The 18,163-nt window shown below is 44.6% G+C and carries 13 protein-coding genes; 9 read left to right on the top strand and 4 right to left on the bottom strand.

Translation table 11 applies throughout. The features are described 5' to 3' along the window. Positions 1 to 15: 15 nt before the first annotated feature. A complete protein-coding gene (locus AZI87_RS11840) occupies positions 16 to 711 on the top strand; it encodes a PilZ domain-containing protein (RefSeq protein WP_063207210.1) in 696 nt (231 codons plus the stop codon). A gap of 64 nt (positions 712 to 775) precedes the next feature. After that, positions 776 to 2,083 carry a hypothetical protein gene (locus tag AZI87_RS11835; RefSeq protein WP_063207207.1) on the top strand — a complete coding sequence of 436 codons (1,308 nt, stop codon included), beginning with the start codon at positions 776 to 778 and terminating at the stop codon, positions 2,081 to 2,083. Here AZI87_RS11835 and AZI87_RS11830 read toward each other — a convergent pair. Next, positions 2,080 to 3,432, bottom strand: coding sequence for a hypothetical protein (locus AZI87_RS11830; RefSeq protein WP_253696765.1), 1,353 nt, complete (start codon positions 3,430 to 3,432; stop codon positions 2,080 to 2,082). The genes AZI87_RS11835 and AZI87_RS11830 overlap by 4 nt on opposite strands. Positions 3,433 to 3,691: 259 nt before the next feature. Between AZI87_RS11830 and AZI87_RS11825 the strand changes: the two genes are divergently transcribed. Beyond that, entirely contained in the window at positions 3,692 to 6,748 is a 3,057-nt protein-coding gene (locus AZI87_RS11825) for an outer membrane lipoprotein-sorting protein (protein WP_063207205.1), read from the top strand. Here AZI87_RS11825 and AZI87_RS11820 read toward each other — a convergent pair. Beyond that, positions 6,745 to 7,248 carry a TetR/AcrR family transcriptional regulator gene (locus AZI87_RS11820; RefSeq protein ID WP_063207202.1) on the bottom strand — a complete coding sequence of 168 codons (504 nt, stop codon included), beginning with the start codon at positions 7,246 to 7,248 and terminating at the stop codon, positions 6,745 to 6,747. The genes AZI87_RS11825 and AZI87_RS11820 overlap by 4 nt on opposite strands. 144 nt (positions 7,249 to 7,392) lie before the next feature. Between AZI87_RS11820 and AZI87_RS11815 the strand changes: the two genes are divergently transcribed. The 3 genes from AZI87_RS11815 to AZI87_RS11805 are packed head-to-tail and all read left to right on the top strand — an operon-like array spanning position 7,393 to position 11,467. After that, complete coding sequence (locus AZI87_RS11815; protein ID WP_063207199.1) at positions 7,393 to 8,907, top strand: GH3 family domain-containing protein; 1,515 nt, start codon at positions 7,393 to 7,395, stop codon at positions 8,905 to 8,907. Continuing rightward, positions 8,904 to 9,491 carry a LysE family transporter gene (locus AZI87_RS11810; RefSeq protein WP_063207196.1) on the top strand — a complete coding sequence of 196 codons (588 nt, stop codon included), beginning with the start codon at positions 8,904 to 8,906 and terminating at the stop codon, positions 9,489 to 9,491. The genes AZI87_RS11815 and AZI87_RS11810 overlap by 4 nt, the downstream gene beginning before the upstream one ends. Beyond that, positions 9,488 to 11,467: a C45 family autoproteolytic acyltransferase/hydolase gene (locus tag AZI87_RS11805; RefSeq protein WP_063207193.1), complete on the top strand. Its 1,980-nt coding sequence runs from the start codon at positions 9,488 to 9,490 to the stop codon at positions 11,465 to 11,467. Before AZI87_RS11810 ends, AZI87_RS11805 begins: the two co-directional genes overlap by 4 nt. Positions 11,468 to 11,512: 45 nt before the next feature. On the opposite strand, the gene AZI87_RS11800 is transcribed toward AZI87_RS11805, so the two are convergent. Next, positions 11,513 to 12,217 carry a substrate-binding periplasmic protein gene (locus AZI87_RS11800; protein WP_063207190.1) on the bottom strand — a complete coding sequence of 235 codons (705 nt, stop codon included), beginning with the start codon at positions 12,215 to 12,217 and terminating at the stop codon, positions 11,513 to 11,515. 68 nt (positions 12,218 to 12,285) lie between these two features. After that, complete coding sequence (locus AZI87_RS11795) at positions 12,286 to 13,041, bottom strand: MnmC family methyltransferase (protein WP_063207187.1); 756 nt, start codon at positions 13,039 to 13,041, stop codon at positions 12,286 to 12,288. Between the two features lie 34 nt (positions 13,042 to 13,075). On the opposite strand from AZI87_RS11795, the gene AZI87_RS11790 reads away from it, so the two are divergent. From AZI87_RS11790 to AZI87_RS11780, 3 genes are all read left to right on the top strand, one after another. Continuing rightward, positions 13,076 to 14,083, top strand: a complete 1,008-nt coding sequence (locus AZI87_RS11790) for a TIGR01212 family radical SAM protein (RefSeq protein ID WP_063207184.1) — start codon at positions 13,076 to 13,078, stop codon at positions 14,081 to 14,083. Positions 14,084 to 14,590: 507 nt separating this feature from the next. After that, complete coding sequence (locus AZI87_RS11785; protein WP_063207183.1) at positions 14,591 to 17,011, top strand: ribonucleoside-diphosphate reductase subunit alpha; 2,421 nt, start codon at positions 14,591 to 14,593, stop codon at positions 17,009 to 17,011. A 135-nt stretch (positions 17,012 to 17,146) separates the two neighbouring features. Further along, a complete protein-coding gene (locus tag AZI87_RS11780; protein ID WP_063207180.1) occupies positions 17,147 to 18,145 on the top strand; it encodes a ribonucleotide-diphosphate reductase subunit beta in 999 nt (332 codons plus the stop codon). Positions 18,146 to 18,163: the final 18 nt, after the last annotated feature.

The raw sequence follows: 18,163 nt of genomic DNA, 5'->3' as shown, positions 1-18,163 counted from the left end.
CTGAGGAGAACATCGGTGGCGAACTCGAAGATTTGGTTTATTCTCTCAGAGGGACAAGTAAACGGGCCTTTTGATCACGAAGAAATAGAAACTCGCCTGGCTTCAGCGAAAGAACCTCAAATCTGGGGTCGAGGCCAAAGCGAATGGATGAACCCGATCCGTTGGCGCCAATCCCTGAAAGAATCCTTTCAGACTTTGCCGTCTGCGTCTGCGCCGTCAGAACCACAAGGCTTTTGGAAAGTTCGCATCGAGGGGAAAGAAAAATCCCCCATGAAATACTCAGAACTCATTGCTTATCTAAAAACATTGAACGACTTTTCAGCCGTGGATATCTGTGCCGACAGCACGGGGCTTTGGCGTGAGGTCTACGCGGTTCCTCGAGTTGTGGAAGACCTGGGAATCAGTCGCCGCTCCCACCCTCGCGTACCGATCGTCGGCACCTTGAATTGCGAAGGCCCCAAAGGAAGCTTCTCTTGCCGGGTTATTTCTATCAGTGAAGGCGGTTTAGGAATCAATGATGCCCGCGATCTCCAAATCGGAGAGCGCTTTGAAGGTTCACTCACTAGCCCCAATCTTTATGTTACAGTTAATGCCACCTGCGAAGTGGTCTACGTTGGAAACGATGGTTATGCGGGTCTTCGCTTTGTGGGGCTACCGGATGAGTTTAAAAGTTCCATCATAGAATACGTGAACAAATTTGCCACCGTTTGATGATGGCATTACACAAGTAATGCCTTGGTGAGAAAACGGGAAAGCTGTGATTACCTCAAGAGTCATGAAGATAGCGTGCTTGCTTCTTATTTTAATTTTTCACTCTTTGGCGCAGGCCAAACGCAAAACAGAGTGGAGTCTTCACATCGACACCAAGTTCGACGCCACTTACTTTGCGCAAGCATACGGCACCGACACGAATCAAGATCTTTATAAACTGGAACTCGATCCCATCTATGACTGGCGCTATTTAGACAGTGTTCGTTTTTACGTTAAACCCACATTTATCGCCAACCCCAATAACAAATCCGACGAAGAAAAATACTTCTTTGATCCGACAGAAACTTATCTGCGCTACCAAAGTGACAGCTATTCTTTGCAGGCCGGATACAATGTTTTTACCTGGGGAGTGACAGATGGTTACAATCCTTTGGACGTTATAAATTCGAAGCAATACTTCGATCCGCTTCACAGCCGCAAACTGGGGGCTCCTTCCGTCGTGTTTTCTCAGACCTTAGATATATGGGACTATGAACTTATTTATATACCCGAAAATCGTGGCGCTACTTTACCTGGCGAACAAAGCCGATGGTTGCCACGCGAAGTTTTTGTTCCTCAGACGCCGGAGAATGATTTAGTTCTATTGCTACCCGAAAGCCTGCACTACAATTACGGCACTAAAGAAGATCTTGATGATGCTAGAAAAAATAACTATGCCCTGCGCCTTCAAAGACATGGCAGCGCCTTTGACGTCGGCCTGACTTACTTCGAAGGGGTTGCTTCTTTCCCTTTAATTCAACCTGTGGTTACAGGAACCGTGGTGGCGGTGTCACCTAAAACCATTGTGCAAGTTGATCCCGACGTGACTTTAAACGTCAAGAACTACCGGATACGCCAAGGTGGACTTTCCATGACGGCAAGCTCTTGGGAAACTTTGTTTAAACTTGCTAGCAGCTACACCTCAAGCCTGACTGATGATCCTTACATACAAAAATGGACTTTTGAAAATGTGCTGGCCGTTGAAAGGACTTTCAACCTCGGCGAAAGCGGACTGCTGATAGCAGTGCTACAAAAATCTATCATTCAAACTGAAAAGGAAAATGATTCCAACCTTTCGATGACCGAAATTTTTCGCGATGCCTGGATGCTAGGAGGACGCATGTCCTGGAAAGAGGTTTGGAATTTTTCAGTATTGGCGCTTTACGACGGGATTCATGGCAGTAATTATGGAGAGCTCACACTCACCCGCCGCTTTTGGGATGCCTGGAATTTGAGTTTCACCGCAAGCCTTATACAAGGCTCTAGCGAAACCCCACTGGGAGTGTACGAAAAGAATGACTCGTACACTCTGACGCTTTCTCGCTCGTTTTAAGGTGCCAGTTGCAGTGTGATATCCTGATTGTTGGGCGCGAGGACCTTTTTCACCTTCAAGTTCACACCTTCCATTAATGGAATTTTCGGGATTTCCATCGTCATCGTTTGGCCCCAGATACCGCTAATAATTTTATCGCGGATAGTGCCATACAAGATACGACGGTTCGGCGAATACTTAGCGACATAAGATGCATCATAATAAGGGGTCATACCTAATGACGGATTCACTAATGTCGCTGAAGCCTTGCCGTTTTCAACCTTCAAATTGATTTTCGAGTTGAACGGCACAGACCAATTCACAAATGGGACGTATTGACCCGAGCGAGGTGCTTGCATGCGAGAATAAAAATTAGCTTTAGCCTGGTATTGCAAGCCACTGCCTTGAATCTGCATATCTTTATCTGAATACACTTCAAAAAGGAACTTCGTGGACTTTGAATAATCTCTTAATGCCGGCCACACGAAGAACTGCATAAAGCGCGAACTCATTAAACCGTTAAAGCCTGGCAACTTATCTGAAGTGATCTTATGTAACCACGCGTTCGCCGAATAAGCCTTTAAAAGAACTTCTTTTATAAAATCCTTCGGCAAAAGAATTTGGGCTTCACCCGTCGAAGCCGGCGTCACACCCGGAGTCAGCACAAGGTTTTTTACATCACTGTCTTTGGTATTTAAAAAATCAATCTGCAAGTGACCTTTTATTAAAGCGCCCGCAGTCCCCAGATCTTTATATTCATCCACCTTCATTAACACACTGATATCAGGACGAGACACAATCAACTGGCGTGGACTAGAAAAGTCCAACTTGATATCCTGAAGATAGTCCTGCACATACTTCTTAATAAGATCCTTCTTAGGCTCTATAAAGCTCACAGAATCATTGGCGATCTTGTCGATCTCTGTTTTTAATAAATCGGCAAATCCTTCGACACCGTCGCACTGAATACCCGTTGAGGACCAGCTGCCAGGAGCCCAAGCAACATCTACATTTTGCACGAGGGCCGCAGCATTCGTAGAGCCTACTGCCGGGGCCACTGCCATCGACATAGATCCTTTACCGGGAATCATTGTCATTACGACATTTTTACAAGAGGCCTGAATACGGAAGCGGCCCACGATACCACCGACTACTCTTTCGACAATATGATCAACACTGACTTCACCAATCGTCAATTGAGCTTCCAGGTTTTTAGAAGTGAGCTGCAACACCGTCTGTTGATTTTGCAATGATGGTTTTTCCAGATGTGTCTTAACTTTCAAAGAAATGCTTTTGATTTTGACAGGCACATCTTGAGTTGTGATTTCTTGATCAGGAAATTGCCAGTTCCCTTGAAACTCTTGATTCACGAGGGTTTCCCATTTTTTAGAAATTAAATTTTCCTGAAACTGTCTAGGAAGTGCCAATTGAAATTCTGAGTTTATTTGCGAAACTGAAAGAGCTTCATAGGAGAAAAAAAATGTAAACAGCGAAGCAACTAGGCCCTTTGTCGTTATCAAGCTTGAATTGGATTTTCTCATCGTGTTTCCCATCATCATGTTTGTAGAATACGGCTTATACAAAAATTTCTAAAGCACTTGTTAAAAAAGAATCGAAAGAAGACATCTGATGAAGAAAACGAAACTGGAAAAATCGAACTTTCCTGAATCCGTCAAAAGAATCTCCATTTCAACTTTACTTTTAGTTTTTGTAGTCACGTTATTAAGTTTATTTGTTCTTCCTAAATTGCAAACTCAGTACAGCTTGAAGCAGTTTCTTCCTCAGGATAATCCGCTATTGAAGAGGGATGAACACACAAGACAGCTTTTTCAACTTCCAGATTCACAACCGTTCATCATTACAGCAAAGATTTCTCATCCTAGCGAGACCTGGTTTGAAAAAGATAAAATTCAAAGCTTAGAAAGACTCACAGATTTACTGGCTCATTTTCCGGGTGTTAAAAACACGTTAAGCTTGGCGACAGTTCAAGGTGCCATCAATAGCGACGATGGTCTGAGCGTAGGACCCTTGCTTAAAAATCTTCCGAAAGAAAAATGGGCGACAGAAACTACTAATAACCCTCTTATTTCACCAACACTTGTCTCTAAAGACGGAAGAACCGCTTCGGTGATCGTCAATGTAAAATCCTTGAATACTTCCGAAATTTTACATCTTCGCCAAAACCTGGAAGTGACGGCGAATGCGGCAGTGCCTTTTTCTAAAGTTGAAATTGGCGGGACACCTGCAGTGCAAACAGATGTCGGTGTCCTGTTACAAACTGAAATTCGCAATTTCGTCGTCTTGGGATTTTTAGCCTGCTTCTTGGTGCTGGGACTTATTTTTTCAAATTGGTCACCGCTGATTATTTCTTTCGTCGTGATTCTTTGTGCGAATATTATCGTATTGGCGATCATGGCTTTGGCGGGATATCCCTTTTCAATTCTTTCTAGCACAATCCCTATTCTGACAACGGTGGATGTGGTCTCACTCTGTATTCATACGCTGCTTCGCTATTCTGAAGAGCGAAAGAATCAGCCCCATGCTTCCCATCATGAACTTGTCACTTATACCTTTAAAACTCTTCTCGGGCCTAACTTCATAGCGTCAATGACGACCATGATAGGATTTCTAGCGCTCTTGACAGTGAAGGTTCCTTTGATCCGTGACTACGGAATTACAGCGGCCATTTCAATCACGACAGGTTGGGTTGTAACGACTTTATTGTTATTTCCGATGCTGTACTTCCTGCCTGGACCTAAAGCTCGTTTGTGGGCGTGGAGCAAGGCGCGTTGGGGGCTTTATCTTTTCCGACGCTCCGGCGTCTGGGCCTTTTTAATCATTCTTGTTTCTTCCGCATTAGCGATCAAAGGCCAGAGTCTTTCTTGGTCTGCGCGCCTTTTTGATGACTTACCTGCAAACCATCAAGTGCGACTTTCTACTGAGCGCATAGATAAAGAGTTGGGTGGAATGATTCCTATTGATATTGAATTAAGTGGAAAGCCGGATGCCTGGAATGATCCAAAACTTTTAGCGCGTCTTGATCAGCATCTTGCGGAAATCCGCGGCCTGAAAGGCGTTGGAAGCGTTGTTGGTCTTCCGGATCTTGTGGCTGCAGCCAATATTCATCATTCGCGCCTACCCGCCAGCCGATCTTCAACAGCAGAAGTTTTCTTTTTGTATTCGCTTTCTTCAAACAGCCCGTTAAAGAATTTCTTAAATACGGATTCATCCAACACTCGGGTGTCAGTAAGAACTCAAGATCTCCCGGGAAATGAGCTTCATTCTTTGGTTTTAAATATTAAACAACTCACGGAACAAAAGTTTCCTGAGCTTAAAATAGACATTACGGGCATGGGGTCAACCATTCATCATCTTAACAATGAACTTTCCCATGAACTGATTTTTGGTTTTTGGCAATCCATGGCCGCCATCTGTCTTCTTTTGATCTTTGTATTCCGCTCTGTGCGTTGGGCTTTGGTGGCTTGCATTCCGAACTTAGTCCCGCCAGCGGCTCTTTTAGGTTTCTTGGCTTTATCGGAAACACCGATCAAACCTAGCGTTGCTATTATCTTTTCTATCGCTCTAGGTCTGGCGTTCAATAACACTGTTTATCTACTCGAACGTTTGCGCGCCATTCAGAAAAAGTATCCACGTTCTCGCGAACTCGAGATTGAAAAGACATTATGGAGAGAGGGAAACCCTTGTTTGATTTCCAGCATGACTTTACTGGCAGGGTTTTCGGTTTTTATGGCTTCTTACTTTGCGATGAACCGTATCTTTGGTTTCTATATGCTTTTGTCAATGCTCGCTGGACTCGTGGGTGATTTGATTCTTCTGCCAACGCTGTTGAAAAGTTGCCCGTGGCTTCTAAATTCAGTACCGTGGAAAAAGGAGAAAATCATGGCTACAGCATCTGCGCTTTTTATGGCTCTGTTCATCTCATTCTCACCGACCCCGACCGTTGCGCAAACAGGTGAAGGGACCCCCACGGTTGAGCAGATTGGCGAACAAATGAGTCAGCGCCTTCGTTCAAAAGACGAAGAATTTCAAGTCGCCATGAAAATCATCGAAGCTGATGGCTCCAGCAAAGATCGCGAAATGCATATCTGGCGATTGAGCCCGACTAAAAAAGAACATTACCTCATGGTGCGCATGGAAAAGCCACAGGACTTAAAGGGCACGGCTTTACTAGCCACATTGAAGAATGAAGAAGAAGAAAAATGGATTTACCTTCCCTCCTCGAAGCAAACTCGCCGCTTAACCGGCGAAAGCGGTCAAGGTGGCATTCTGGGCTCCGAACTCAGTACAGAAGATTTTGACTTCAATCGCGAACAAGGCGCAAAGAATGTCCTTAAAAAAACCGTTGAAGTGAAAGGAAAGAAATATTTCCTTATCGAAAGCGACGTCAATTCAACTTCAGCCAATTATTCTAAAATCATCAGTTTCGTTCAGGCGGACGAATACCTGCCGATGAAATCAGAGTGTTATGATAAGCAAGGAAAGCTTTTGAAAATACTCGACGTTGTCGGCTATAAAAAGGTCTCTCCGACAAAGTGGAGAGCGTCTAAGATCAAAATCCGCAACGTACAAAATAAGCGCGGGACAGAGATCACACTTTCAAGAGTGAAACTGGATCAAGGGTTGAAGACATCTCGCTTCACCCCTAAGGCCCTTTCTGAAAACTAACGACTGATATAATCCTCAAAAAGATCAGAGACTTTTTCTGAAGGAAGCTGGAAAGTGATCGCTCCCAGCTCTTTCAGATACACTTCCAGAATCTGGGTCTCACTAAGCTTCGGAAATTCTTTTTTGAGGGCCTGCAAAAGCATGGATTCAGCGTCGCGGATCATTTTGCCGATCTCGCCCTCTTTATTCTTCTCTAAATAATAAAGTACGAACAGAAATGGCATTTTCTTGGTATCTTCAAGAACTTGCTTGAGGCGCTCGCGAATACCCATGGTTTTTGTGCGTTCCATGTTCCAGAAGTTGGAAATCACAAACTTATAGGCCTCTTCTAAAGCTGTTTTCTTTTCTTTTCCGAAGTAATAATAGATCAAGGAACGAGTGACACCCGACTCTCGGGAAATATCAGAAAGTGTCCAGGCAAGATGACCTTTCGCCACCTCCATTTTGAGGATTGCATTGCAGACAGCGAAATAGATATCTTCTTTGGACTGTGTTGCCATACTGCAATTTTGACAAAAACCCGGTAATTCTGTCAACCGAAGTTACCCCGTTCGACAGAATTACCACGATTCTGTCAAGGGAACCGCGCGACAATAAATCTAAACCGAAATAAATTTCCTTCATCAACAAGAAGGAGACTTTTTATGTTTGCGGTGGATTCTGTCGTGCATGGCTTAGGGCAAAAATACTTAAAGACCTATTCTCAGTACATGAGCGTCAGCCAGGCTGATTTGCTGGAAAAGCAAGAAAAGAACTTTAAACAACTCAAACGCTCTTTGAACGGAACACGTATATACAAGGATTTGCGTCTGGCGCACATCCAAAGTTACGAAGAGTTCGTTACTCATGTCCCCGTCTATGTTTACGATGACTACGCGCCCTATGTGGATATGATTGCAGCAGGTCACAAAAACATTCTTTTTAAAGATGACGTCGAATACTGCGGGCTGTCCTCTGGAACCTCGGGTAAAGACAGCAAACGCATTCCTTATAACGAGCGCATGATTCGAATGTTCTTGAAGTCACAAAAGCGCATCGCGAGCAAGTTGAGCACCCTGGAACCCGATATCAATTTTCTTAAAGTCGGTCGTTTAACCTTTGGTTCTGACCCTTATCTTTACACACAGAACAATATCAAATTCGGCTACATCTCTGGAATTCTGAGCACGCGCGTTCCTAAAGCCCTCGCAAAAAACACGTTTCCTTCCAAAGAGGTTCTGGCGATTTCAAACTGGGACCGCAAAATCGACATGCTTATCGAAGAAGCCCTGAAAGAAGACATTCAAGTCGTCAGTGGCATTCCGACTTATATCATCAGTATTTTTGAAGCGATCTTACAAAAAACAGGAAAGAAAAACATCAATGAAATCTGGCCTCGACTGAAGGTTTTTGTTTACGCGGCGACGCCGATTAAGCAGTACACCGAAAGATTAAACCGCCTGGTTGGACATGAATTGAACTATTATGGAGTCTACGCCGCAACCGAAGCGGCCATTGGACTTCCCTACGAAAAATATCAGAACGGACGCCAGAAGTATTTCCTAAATCCAGATCTTCTTTATTCTTTCACCCCCGTTCATGGTGATAAAAAATCCCTGGGTCTTCACGAAATTGAAATGGGTGTTCCTTACTATATCAATGTCGGCACTCCGAATGGCCTTATTCATTACTCAATGAAAGACGTTATTAGTTTTCAACAAAATAACGAGGACCTCGTGTTTGAGTTTGTTGGCAGAAAAAGCACGGGCATGAACTTAGCAGCAGAAAAAGTCAGTGATGATGAAATTTTAGATTGCTACTTGGCGACTAAGAATCTTCGCAACGTGGACCTTCGTCACTTCTTTCTTTCCCCGGTTATGAATGACGGAAAAGCATCTTACCACTGGACACTTTTTGTTCCGGCACACGCTGACGTTAACGTCGAGCAATTAGCCCACACTGTGGATCAAGAAATGCAGCGCCTAAACGGAGACTACAAGGATTGTCGTGAGGTGGGCGTCTTGGGACCCGCCCATGTCTCTATAATGAGTGCCGATTACCTGCAAAAATATTTTGAAAGCAACCGCAGTCGCGGTCAGTTTAAATTAAAAACAACTTTTGAAACGGCTGAAGAATACCTGAACTTCATGCGCTCTCATATCGCCGGAGAAATTCAATGATTCTTGGGTTGATTCTTCTTGGATTTCTTTCCGCTTTTGCTTTGGGGCCTGCGAGCTTCAATATTATTCGCAGTCTGGTGCGGGATCGCACTTGGCCTTGGAGATCCATTGCCGGCTTTCTTTGCGGGGATGTTATGTATATCGTGCTGGCCTTGGTGCTCTTAAAGAGTCCTGTACTTCACGAGGAATGGCTGAAGGCGGTTTTAACAATACTGACTGTTTTATGCTTGGTGTTTTACTCAGTAAAAGTCCTTTTCAGTAAAAACACTCTCAATAGCTCTTCTTTTAACGAAGACTTCTTGATGCGCCCTTCATTTAAAAAGAGCTTTCTTCTGACGATGGCAAACTTTCATCTGGTATTTATTTATGCGGGCCTCTTTGCCAACATCGCCAATGAAAAAGGCCTGACACTTTGGATGGGTGCGCTGGCTTACCTAGTAGCCTTCTTCGTCAGTTTCATTTTACTTCTGTTTACGATCCAACAATTCAAAAATCAGCTTCAGGGTTTTCTTCGCAAAATTGAAGTTGTAGCGGCCTGTGGGTTTTTAACCTTTTCGGCTTATCTTTCATTGGGAATTTTATGAAAAATATCTTTGCCTTATTATTTCTTTTTCCTGCGTTTTCCTATGCCGACTGCACGCTGGTTCGCGAGCTGAACGGACAAAAACATTTTACCTGTGGAGCTGAAGGCGCGAAAAACAAAGTGCATGTTCTAGATTTGCAGGGCGGGTTTTCGGAAACGGCTTATTATCATGGTCTCTTTCTACGCCCTGAAATTGAAAAAGGCGTTTTAGCGGGCGTGCAAACCCAAGTGCAAAGGGCCTTCGCGGAACTTTCACCTAAAGACCGGGAGCAAATTCTTCTGATCAAAAAATGCGTGATAGATAACTACCGCGCCAGCGTATCTGACGAGTTTAAGAGCGGTCTTAAAAATCTTTATCGCGGATTAAAAGACGCTGGTAGCAAGGTGGGCTGGAATGAATTTGAAGAGAGCAACTATATGGTGGAGTTTTCGATCTTCACCGACTCAATGCAAAGATTGCTTGATGAAAGCCCTCGCAAAGGAAAAATGAAGGTGTTTGCTTCCTGCGCACCTTACTTTGTCGGTCACGCTCTTCTAAAACCTTTTAAGAAGCTCGCACAAGGTCTTCGTTCTATAAAAATGGGGTGCACAGGGATAAGTGCATCGGCGACAAGCTCCACGGATGGAGCCCTCGTTCACGGCCGTAATTTTGATACAGGTCTTTTAGGTTTTTATGAAACAAACCAAGTCATTGTGATCAATCGTCAGCGCAACGGCATCACATCCGCAGGTCTTGCTTCCGCAGGACTGCACTACGCCGGGGGTATCAGTGGAATTAATAACTACGGCCTGGCAGTCAGTCTGCATGAACTTCAGACGGAAGGAACACAGATCCGTTATGAGAAGGGTCGCTCCGATGTAGCCCCTTTCCTTCTTCACTCTGTATTAATGAAAGCAAGAAGCTTGAATGAAGCCATTTCTTTGATTCAAACAAGAAAAGGCTTCGGAGCTTGGACCTTCTTTATTTCGGATTCTAAAACTGATGAAGCCGCCTCCATAGAGCTTAGCGGAAATACCGTAGTTGTCGCCCGTCGTTCCAAAGACAGTTATTTAGGTCAGAGCAACCATTTCGTGGGTGCCCCAACAAGCGCTGAAGGTTATGAATACAGTCTGAATAAAACACTAGAAACTCGCGCCCGTCTTTCTCATGTTCATAGAACAATGAAAGAAGATTTTGGTCACATCGATGCACAATGGGTGATCAATCGCTTAAGTGGTCACACCGACGAACTTGTGGGAGCCCGCAGTTTTGGCCGTACTACTACGAAAGTTTATACGGCTGCGACTCATGTGATGATTCCCGAAAGGCAGGAATGGTGGATGAGTGTCGCGGAAACTTATCCGACCCATCGCTCCCCATTTATTGGATTTCGCTTAAGTTCGAACCCCCATTCTCCCGTGGAAGTGTTAGGTATTAAAAGGGCTTGGGAAGATCCAGAGAAACAAGCCTGGTATGATTCCATGAAATATTATGTTCAAGCCTATCTGACAAATGAAGCTGATCATAAAACTTTGAGTGGCTTTGACAGAACGCTGGGTCTTATCCAGCAAGCTTCAGATCAAGCGTTAAGTGCGGGCGTTTATGAATTCCCTTACCACTTCATGTGGGCGCGGATCAAAGTGCAAAGAGCAGCTCAAGCCATTATGGCAGGCAAACGCGACGAAGCATTCATAGATCTTTCCCAAGGACTAGAAAAGCTAGAAGAAATCTCTTCCACCATTGGCCCGACTCTGCATTCCTACGAGCGATTTCAGTTAGATCTGTGGAAGTTTCGTGCGGAAACTCTGAAGCCCCAGACACATAAAAACAAAACGCAGCAACAACGAGCACGCACCGAAGCACAAAATATTCTGACCGGTTTGATTCAGAAATACCCTCGTCAGAGTGAACTTTATGATTTGCAATGGAGTCTTCAGGAAGAGGCTCAGCTGTACATCGTCCTTGATTCAGAAATTCGTTTAGGGACTGTCGAATAGTTCCGGGGGCTTCGTCAGGACCCGACGAGGCCCTTTCCTTTTTTTTTACGGGCTGACCAGGAGGCGTTGCAGACTTCCATCTTTTTTCATCGCCTCAATGGTCTTCGAAAAAAGATCAGCAAGTTCTTTGCCTTCTTCGTTGTTCTGAAATGCGTAAAAAACTTCCTGTTGGGCGATAGGTTTTTCTTTATTAAACAGAATGTCTTTTTCGCCACTTAATTGCAGAGCTTTTAATCCGGAGCGCTCTTCAACGATGAAGGCATCAATCTGTCCTTGCCCGAGCTTGCGCATATTCAAGACGTCATCCGCCGCATATTCAAATTTAATTTTTTTATTTAAGAGAAGTTCTTTTGAATACGGATAGCGAAATGTCAGTCCGACTTTTTTACCTTCAAGATCTTTCACACTTTCTAAAGTCTGACCTTTTTTAAAAAAGATGTGGTCCACCTTCACGTAAAAAGAGCTGGATCTGGGAGCTTTTTTGGGAATAGAGACATCTAAACCCGGAAAGAGACCTTGAACTTTATTTCCACTAAAAATCAACAGCGCTTTGCCGGTGGGATACACACTGATGTGGATTTTTTTATTTGTGCGCTTTGCGATCTCTTTAGTGAGGTTCACAAAAAGTCCTCGCTCAGAATCTTCCACCATTAAAGGTATTGGGAAAGTAGCCAGCTCTACGGTTTTGGCAAAAACCAAGGTCGGCATTAAGAAAAGTGCGGCGAAGAAATACCGTGAACAAGAATTCATATGATTAGTTAAAGTTTATTGTCGTCTTTTATCAAGACATAAATAAACAATTTTAAGTCACAGTTTAGCTAGAAATTTTTCATCGCCAAGGTGGAGTTGCGCTTTCCCTGAAATCCCTCTCGCACAATCACTTCGAAACCATGACTTTTGAGGGCTCTTTTAAGGGAGCCCTTGCACGCATACGTAGATAGAACACACTGAGAAGCTGAAACTTGCTCTAGGAGTGAGTTTAAAAACTCTTCCTCCCAGAGAAACGGAGACGTTTTTGAACTGAAGGCATCGTAGAGAATGCAGTGATATTTCGACACCAGTTTTGCCTCTTTACTAAGAGAGCCCGAAATATCCGAAAGCTTTCGGAAGTGCTCGCACAGAAAGGACTTCACTGTTTCCGGGGAAATCCCCGTTTCACCAATCACACTCTCTAACATTTGTTCGTAAGTATTTATCACTTCCGAATGAAGCGAGTGGGTTTCGCCATGAATCCATTGAAAAAAGAAGTCGCGTAACTCGGGGACACTTTCGTAGCTCGTGATTAAACCCACATCCGCGGCGTTCTTATTTTGCAGAAGTGCTTCACGAGCAATAACTGATTCAATATACCCCAAACCCAAGCCCACAATTAAAAAATGAGGTTTTTCTATTTTCTTGAAGGTTTCCTTGATGGGCTCGCCGTAGATCAGCAAAGTTTCCGCGCAAGCTCCTCCGGAGTGATGCATGGACTCGCCTCGGTCCTTTAAGGGATCTACGGACTGCAAAAGACGCAAGGAAGGGCTATGATCCCCTGTGATTTCGATTTCAAATCCGATATCGCTCCATGCTTTCATTGACTTCCCGCAGTAGAAACTTGTACAAGAACCTATGGAAAAAGGCTGGTTAGGACTTCCCTATCATACAATCAGTGAGCACTACAATAAGCTCTTTGGAGAAAAGGTTTATAAGGTGCCGGTCTCTGTTGTAGATGATTGCCCCAACCGTCGCGGCTTAAAGGGCATGCAAACCTGCGTTTTTTGTGATGTCTGGGGATCTGCTGCCAATGCCGAAAGCCTTTCCATGGAGCTGCGAAATCAGATTGAAACTTATCAATCAAAAATCGGCGCTCGTTACAACGCCAAAGCGTTTTTGATTTATTTCCAAGCCTATACAAATACATTCACGAAAGTCTCAGCTCTTCGTCACAACTTTGATGTGGCTCTTTCATATCCTTGGGTGAAAGGTTTCACACTGGGAACACGCCCGGACTGTCTTTCAAAAGCAGTCTTAGATATGTGGCAAGAGTATCACGAAAAATCCTTCGTCGCGGTTGAATTGGGAGTACAAAGCTTCTTCAACGATCAACTGGAGTTCATGCGACGTGGACATACGGCCGAGGCCTCCTTAGAAGCCGTTCACAAAATTGCTGAGAACACAAAAGTCGATTTGGGAATTCATCTGATCTTTGGAAACCCCGAAGAGACAGATGATCACATCGTGAAGACCGCTGAGATCGTGAACACACTCCCTATCACCAATGTGAAGCTTCACAACTTGCACGTTCTTAAAAATACGCCTTTAGAGGGCATGTACCACGCCGGAGAATTCACTCCGATTGATCGCGACACCTACGCTCACCGGGTTGAACTTTTCTTGCAGCATCTTTCACCGCGCTTTGCGATGCACCGACTGGCAGCGTACTCTTCGCGCTGGGATGAGCTTGTGGCGCCGGAATGGACGAAGGATAAAATGGGTACGCACCAGTACATCATCGACTATTTACGTGCGAGAAAGTCCTATCAATCACAAAAATTCACCGCAGAAACTCCGGGTGATTTGGATTTGCAGTCCGTTTTGCAAAGAAAATCCGTCCCGCTTGCTACAACTCATGCTTAGTTTCTGTACAATTTAAGATCGTGTAAGATCAGTACAGGGAAATTCCCGTTTAAAACAGCTAAAAACAGACTTTTCTAACTAGACCTTGGTTTTACGAGGTAAAATCATCAGCTCTTGCTAATTTTGTTTGCAGCAGTTTTATGTCAAGCGCTTCACCGAATCTGCTTAATTGATGAGCAACGTCACAAAAAAGTTGGCGTTATCCCAAAAAATATTCTTGCAACTTCGAAGAAAGAATTACACAGTTGGAATTGAGATCGATACCCGCCTTATTGATGAGGCACCTGAAAGAGACCCCTAGATATAGGGGTAAGCCGAAAGAAGAACTGACGGCCACTTAAGGGAGGTTGACGAGTAACAACTCTGGACCAACAGCTAAGGATTAGCGATTCAGTCTCTAAAATAACACACATTTATATATTGAGCCACGAGCTGATTTTTTACGAGGGGTGAAAAATCGGTCGGGGATTTTTTTGCCCAAATGGAACGGGGCAGAGGGGATACACCATGTTGGAAACAACAGCTCACATCATGAGAGTTAAAAAAAGAGATGGCACGCTGGAGCCGGTCGACGTTACGAAGATCGTTGAACGCGTGACTCGCAACTGCCAGGGCCTGACTCAAGTGGACCCACTACGTGTTGCTACGAAAGCAATCAGTGGTCTTTATGATGGCGCAACAACAAACGAACTCGACAATCTTTGTATTCAGACAGCTTCCCTATTGATCGGTGAAGAGCCTGAGTATTCTCGTTTGGCTGCTCGTCTTCTTTCTATCTATATCGACGAAGAAGTTCGCTCTCAAAAAATCCAATCTTTTGCAGACTCTGTGGCTTTTGGTCACTCTGTAGGTCTGTTGTCTGAGGCGACTTATAAATTCGTGGAAGCTAATAAAGCCGCTCTTTGCGCAGCGATCGAACCGTACCGCACAGACCGTTTTGAATACTTCGGTCTAAGAACTGTTTACGATCGTTATCTATTGAAAAATCCAACTTCTCGCCAAGTGTTCGAGACTCCTCAATACTTCTTTATGCGCGTGGCTTGTGGCTTGGCTCAATCAGTTGAAGAGGCTATCGAGTTCTATCGTTTGATCTCTTCTCACGACTACATGGCTTCAACGCCAACATTGTTCAACTCTGGAACAACTCGTCCTCAGATGTCTTCTTGCTATCTTTTGGACTCTCCAGCGGACGATCTTAAAGCTATCTACGACAAATATTCAGACATCGCTTTGTTGTCTAAATTTGCCGGCGGTATCGGTGTGGCTTACTCTCGCGTTCGTTCTCGTGGTTCTTTGATCAAAGGAACAAACGGCCACTCTAACGGTATCATTCCTTGGTTGAAAACAATGGATTCTTCCGTTGCGGCGGTAAACCAAGGTGGTAAGCGTAAAGGCGCGGCTTGCGTGTACCTAGAGACATGGCATGCGGACATCGAAGAGTTCCTTGAACTTCGTGACAACACCGGTGATGAAGCAAAGCGTACTCACAACTTGAACTTGGCAAACTGGGTTCCAGATTTGTTCATGAAGCGCGTTGAAGCAGACCAAATGTGGTCTTTGTTCGATCCACGCGTCGTGCCTCATTTCGTAGACACTTACGGTCCTGAGTTTGAAGCCGCTTATGCGGAAGCCGAAGCTAAGAAAATGTACGTAAAACAAATCAAAGCACGTGATTTGTACTCTCGTATGATGAAAACGTTGGCGCAAACTGGTAACGGTTGGATGACGTTTAAAGATGCGGCGAACTTGAAAGCCAACCAAACGGGTGAGGCTGGTAACGTGATCCATCTTTCAAATCTTTGCACAGAGATCTTGGAAGTGACTTCCAACTCTGAAACTGCGGTTTGTAACTTGGGTTCTGTCAACTTGGGTCGCCACGTTGAAAACGGTCAATTCAATTTCGAAAAACTGGCGAAATCTGTTCGCACAGCTGTGAAATACTTGGACCGCGTTGTTGATATCAACTTCTACCCTATCCAAACAGCTCAAGACTCCAACCACAAATGGCGTCCAGTAGGTTTGGGTGTGATGGGTCTTCAGGATGCTTTCTTCCAATTGAAGCTTCCTTTTGACTCGGCTGCGGCTCGTGACTTATCAGCAAAAATCCAAGAAGAAATCTACTACAATGCGCTAGTAACTTCTTGTGAACTTGCAGAACAATTCGGCCCTCACGGTGCTTATGAGCAAACAAAAGCTGCTAAAGGTTTGTTGCAATACGACCTTTGGGGTGTGACTCCGTCTCAACCAGAGCGTTTTGAGAAATTGAAAGAAAAGATCAAAAAGCACGGCTTGAGAAACTCTTTGATGATCGCGATTGCGCCAACAGCGACAATTGCCTCTATCGTGGGTTGCTACGAAGCGATCGAACCACAAGTTTCTAACTTGTTTAAGCGTGAAACACTTTCCGGTGAGTTCATGCAAATCAACAAGTACCTAGTTACTGATTTGAAAACTATGGGCTTGTGGAACGAAGACCTTCGCAATGAAATCAAACTTCAAGATGGTTCTATCCAAGACGTGGCGGCAATCCCTCAGCAATTGAAAGAGTTGTACCGCACTGTATGGGAAATCCCGATGAAGTCTTTGATCGACATGGCGGCTGATCGTGGCGCTTACATCGACCAAGCTCAATCTTTGAACTTGTTCATGGAAAGTCCAACAATCGGTAAAGTTTCTTCTATGTACATGTATGCATGGAAAAGAGGCGTGAAAACGACTTATTACCTTCGCTCTCGTCCAGCAACTAAGATTGCGAAAACGACAGTCAGAACTTCAGGTAATGGTTTAAGCATGACTTCTGAAGCTGCCAACACGATGGACGCGGCTCCAGCACCAGCTGCTGAAGCGGCTCCAAAAAAGACTTACACAGACGCTGAAGTGATCGCTTGCTCTCTGGAAAACCCAGAAGCTTGTGAAGCTTGTCAGTAGACGCGGCGGTAGCCGCTGAGAGTCCGCGGATGCGGAGGATGTCGCGGCACCTCGGTGCTGCGACTGGACTGGTTCGTTAGAACCGAAATTGCTCCCTCCGGACGAGGGAACGTAAATACATCGGAGAACGTTTTTATGATTTTAGATCCAGGTTTTAACCTTACATTACGCCCTATGAAATACCCTGTTATGTACGAAATGTACAAAAACGGGATCAAAAACACTTGGACTGTGGATGAAGTTGATTTCTCTACAGACCTTGTGGACTTGCACACAAAATTGACTCCAGCGGAAAGACATTTGATCTCTCGCTTGGTTGCTTTCTTTGCTACAGGTGACTCTATCGTTGGTAACAACCTGGTATTGAACTTGTACAAACACGTGAACTCTCCCGAGGGCCGTATGTACTTGTCTCGCCAGCTTTATGAAGAAGCTTTGCACGTTCAGTTCTATCTGACGTTGTTGGACACTTACATCCCAAATCCAGACGAGCGCGCGGAAGCTTTCTCGGCGATTGAAAACATTCCTTCTATCAAGAAGAAAGCCGATTTCTGCTTTAAATGGATTGATTCTATCAACGAGTTGAACGAGCTAAAAACCAAAGAAGATCGTCGTCGTTTCTTGATGAACTTGATCTGCTTTGCGACTTGCGTGGAAGGTTTGTTCTTCTATGCAGCTTTTGCTTATGTTTACTTCTTGCGTTCAAAAGGTCTTCTTGCGGGTCTAGCATCTGGTACAAACTGGGTGTTCCGTGACGAATCTATGCACATGGCTTTTGCGATCGAAGTGATCAAAACAGCTCGTAAAGAAGAGCCAGATCTTTTCAATTCACAAATGGAAGACATGGTTGTGCAAATGCTTGAAGATGCTATCGAGTGTGAGATGGACTTCGCTAATGACGTTCTTCACCTGGGTGTTGCAGGTCTTTCTGCAAAAGACATGCGCCAATACCTTGAGTATTGTGCCGATCAACGCCTTGAAAGCTTGAACATTGCTCCACGTTACAACGTGAAAAATCCGTTCTCGTTCATGGAGCTTCAAGACATGCAAGAGCTTGCAAACTTCTTCGAACGCCGTGTGTCTGCTTACCAAGTGGGTGTTAGCGGTGCGGTTGCTTTCGACGAGGCTTTCTAGGCGACAGCCTAGGAGGCT

It is taken from the genome of Bdellovibrio bacteriovorus (assembly GCF_001592745.1).
GTDB classification, from domain to species: domain Bacteria; phylum Bdellovibrionota; class Bdellovibrionia; order Bdellovibrionales; family Bdellovibrionaceae; genus Bdellovibrio; species Bdellovibrio bacteriovorus_B.
This window is presented reverse-complemented; position numbering and strand designations above follow the sequence as displayed.

Coding starts and splice junctions, on each gene's coding strand:
- AZI87_RS11810 (WP_063207196.1), top strand. CDS start 8,904: ATGATTCTTGGGTTGATTCTTCTTGGATTTCTTTCCGCTTTTGCTTTG.
- AZI87_RS11805 (WP_063207193.1), top strand. CDS start 9,488: ATGAAAAATATCTTTGCCTTATTATTTCTTTTTCCTGCGTTTTCCTAT.
- AZI87_RS11820 (WP_063207202.1), bottom strand. CDS start 7,248: ATGGCAACACAGTCCAAAGAAGATATCTATTTCGCTGTCTGCAATGCA.
- AZI87_RS11800 (WP_063207190.1), bottom strand. CDS start 12,217: ATGAATTCTTGTTCACGGTATTTCTTCGCCGCACTTTTCTTAATGCCG.
- AZI87_RS11815 (WP_063207199.1), top strand. CDS start 7,393: ATGTTTGCGGTGGATTCTGTCGTGCATGGCTTAGGGCAAAAATACTTA.
- AZI87_RS11835 (WP_063207207.1), top strand. CDS start 776: ATGAAGATAGCGTGCTTGCTTCTTATTTTAATTTTTCACTCTTTGGCG.
- AZI87_RS11790 (WP_063207184.1), top strand. CDS start 13,076: ATGGAAAAAGGCTGGTTAGGACTTCCCTATCATACAATCAGTGAGCAC.
- AZI87_RS11780 (WP_063207180.1), top strand. CDS start 17,147: ATGATTTTAGATCCAGGTTTTAACCTTACATTACGCCCTATGAAATAC.
- AZI87_RS11825 (WP_063207205.1), top strand. CDS start 3,692: ATGAAGAAAACGAAACTGGAAAAATCGAACTTTCCTGAATCCGTCAAA.
- AZI87_RS11795 (WP_063207187.1), bottom strand. CDS start 13,041: ATGAAAGCATGGAGCGATATCGGATTTGAAATCGAAATCACAGGGGAT.
- AZI87_RS11785 (WP_063207183.1), top strand. CDS start 14,591: ATGTTGGAAACAACAGCTCACATCATGAGAGTTAAAAAAAGAGATGGC.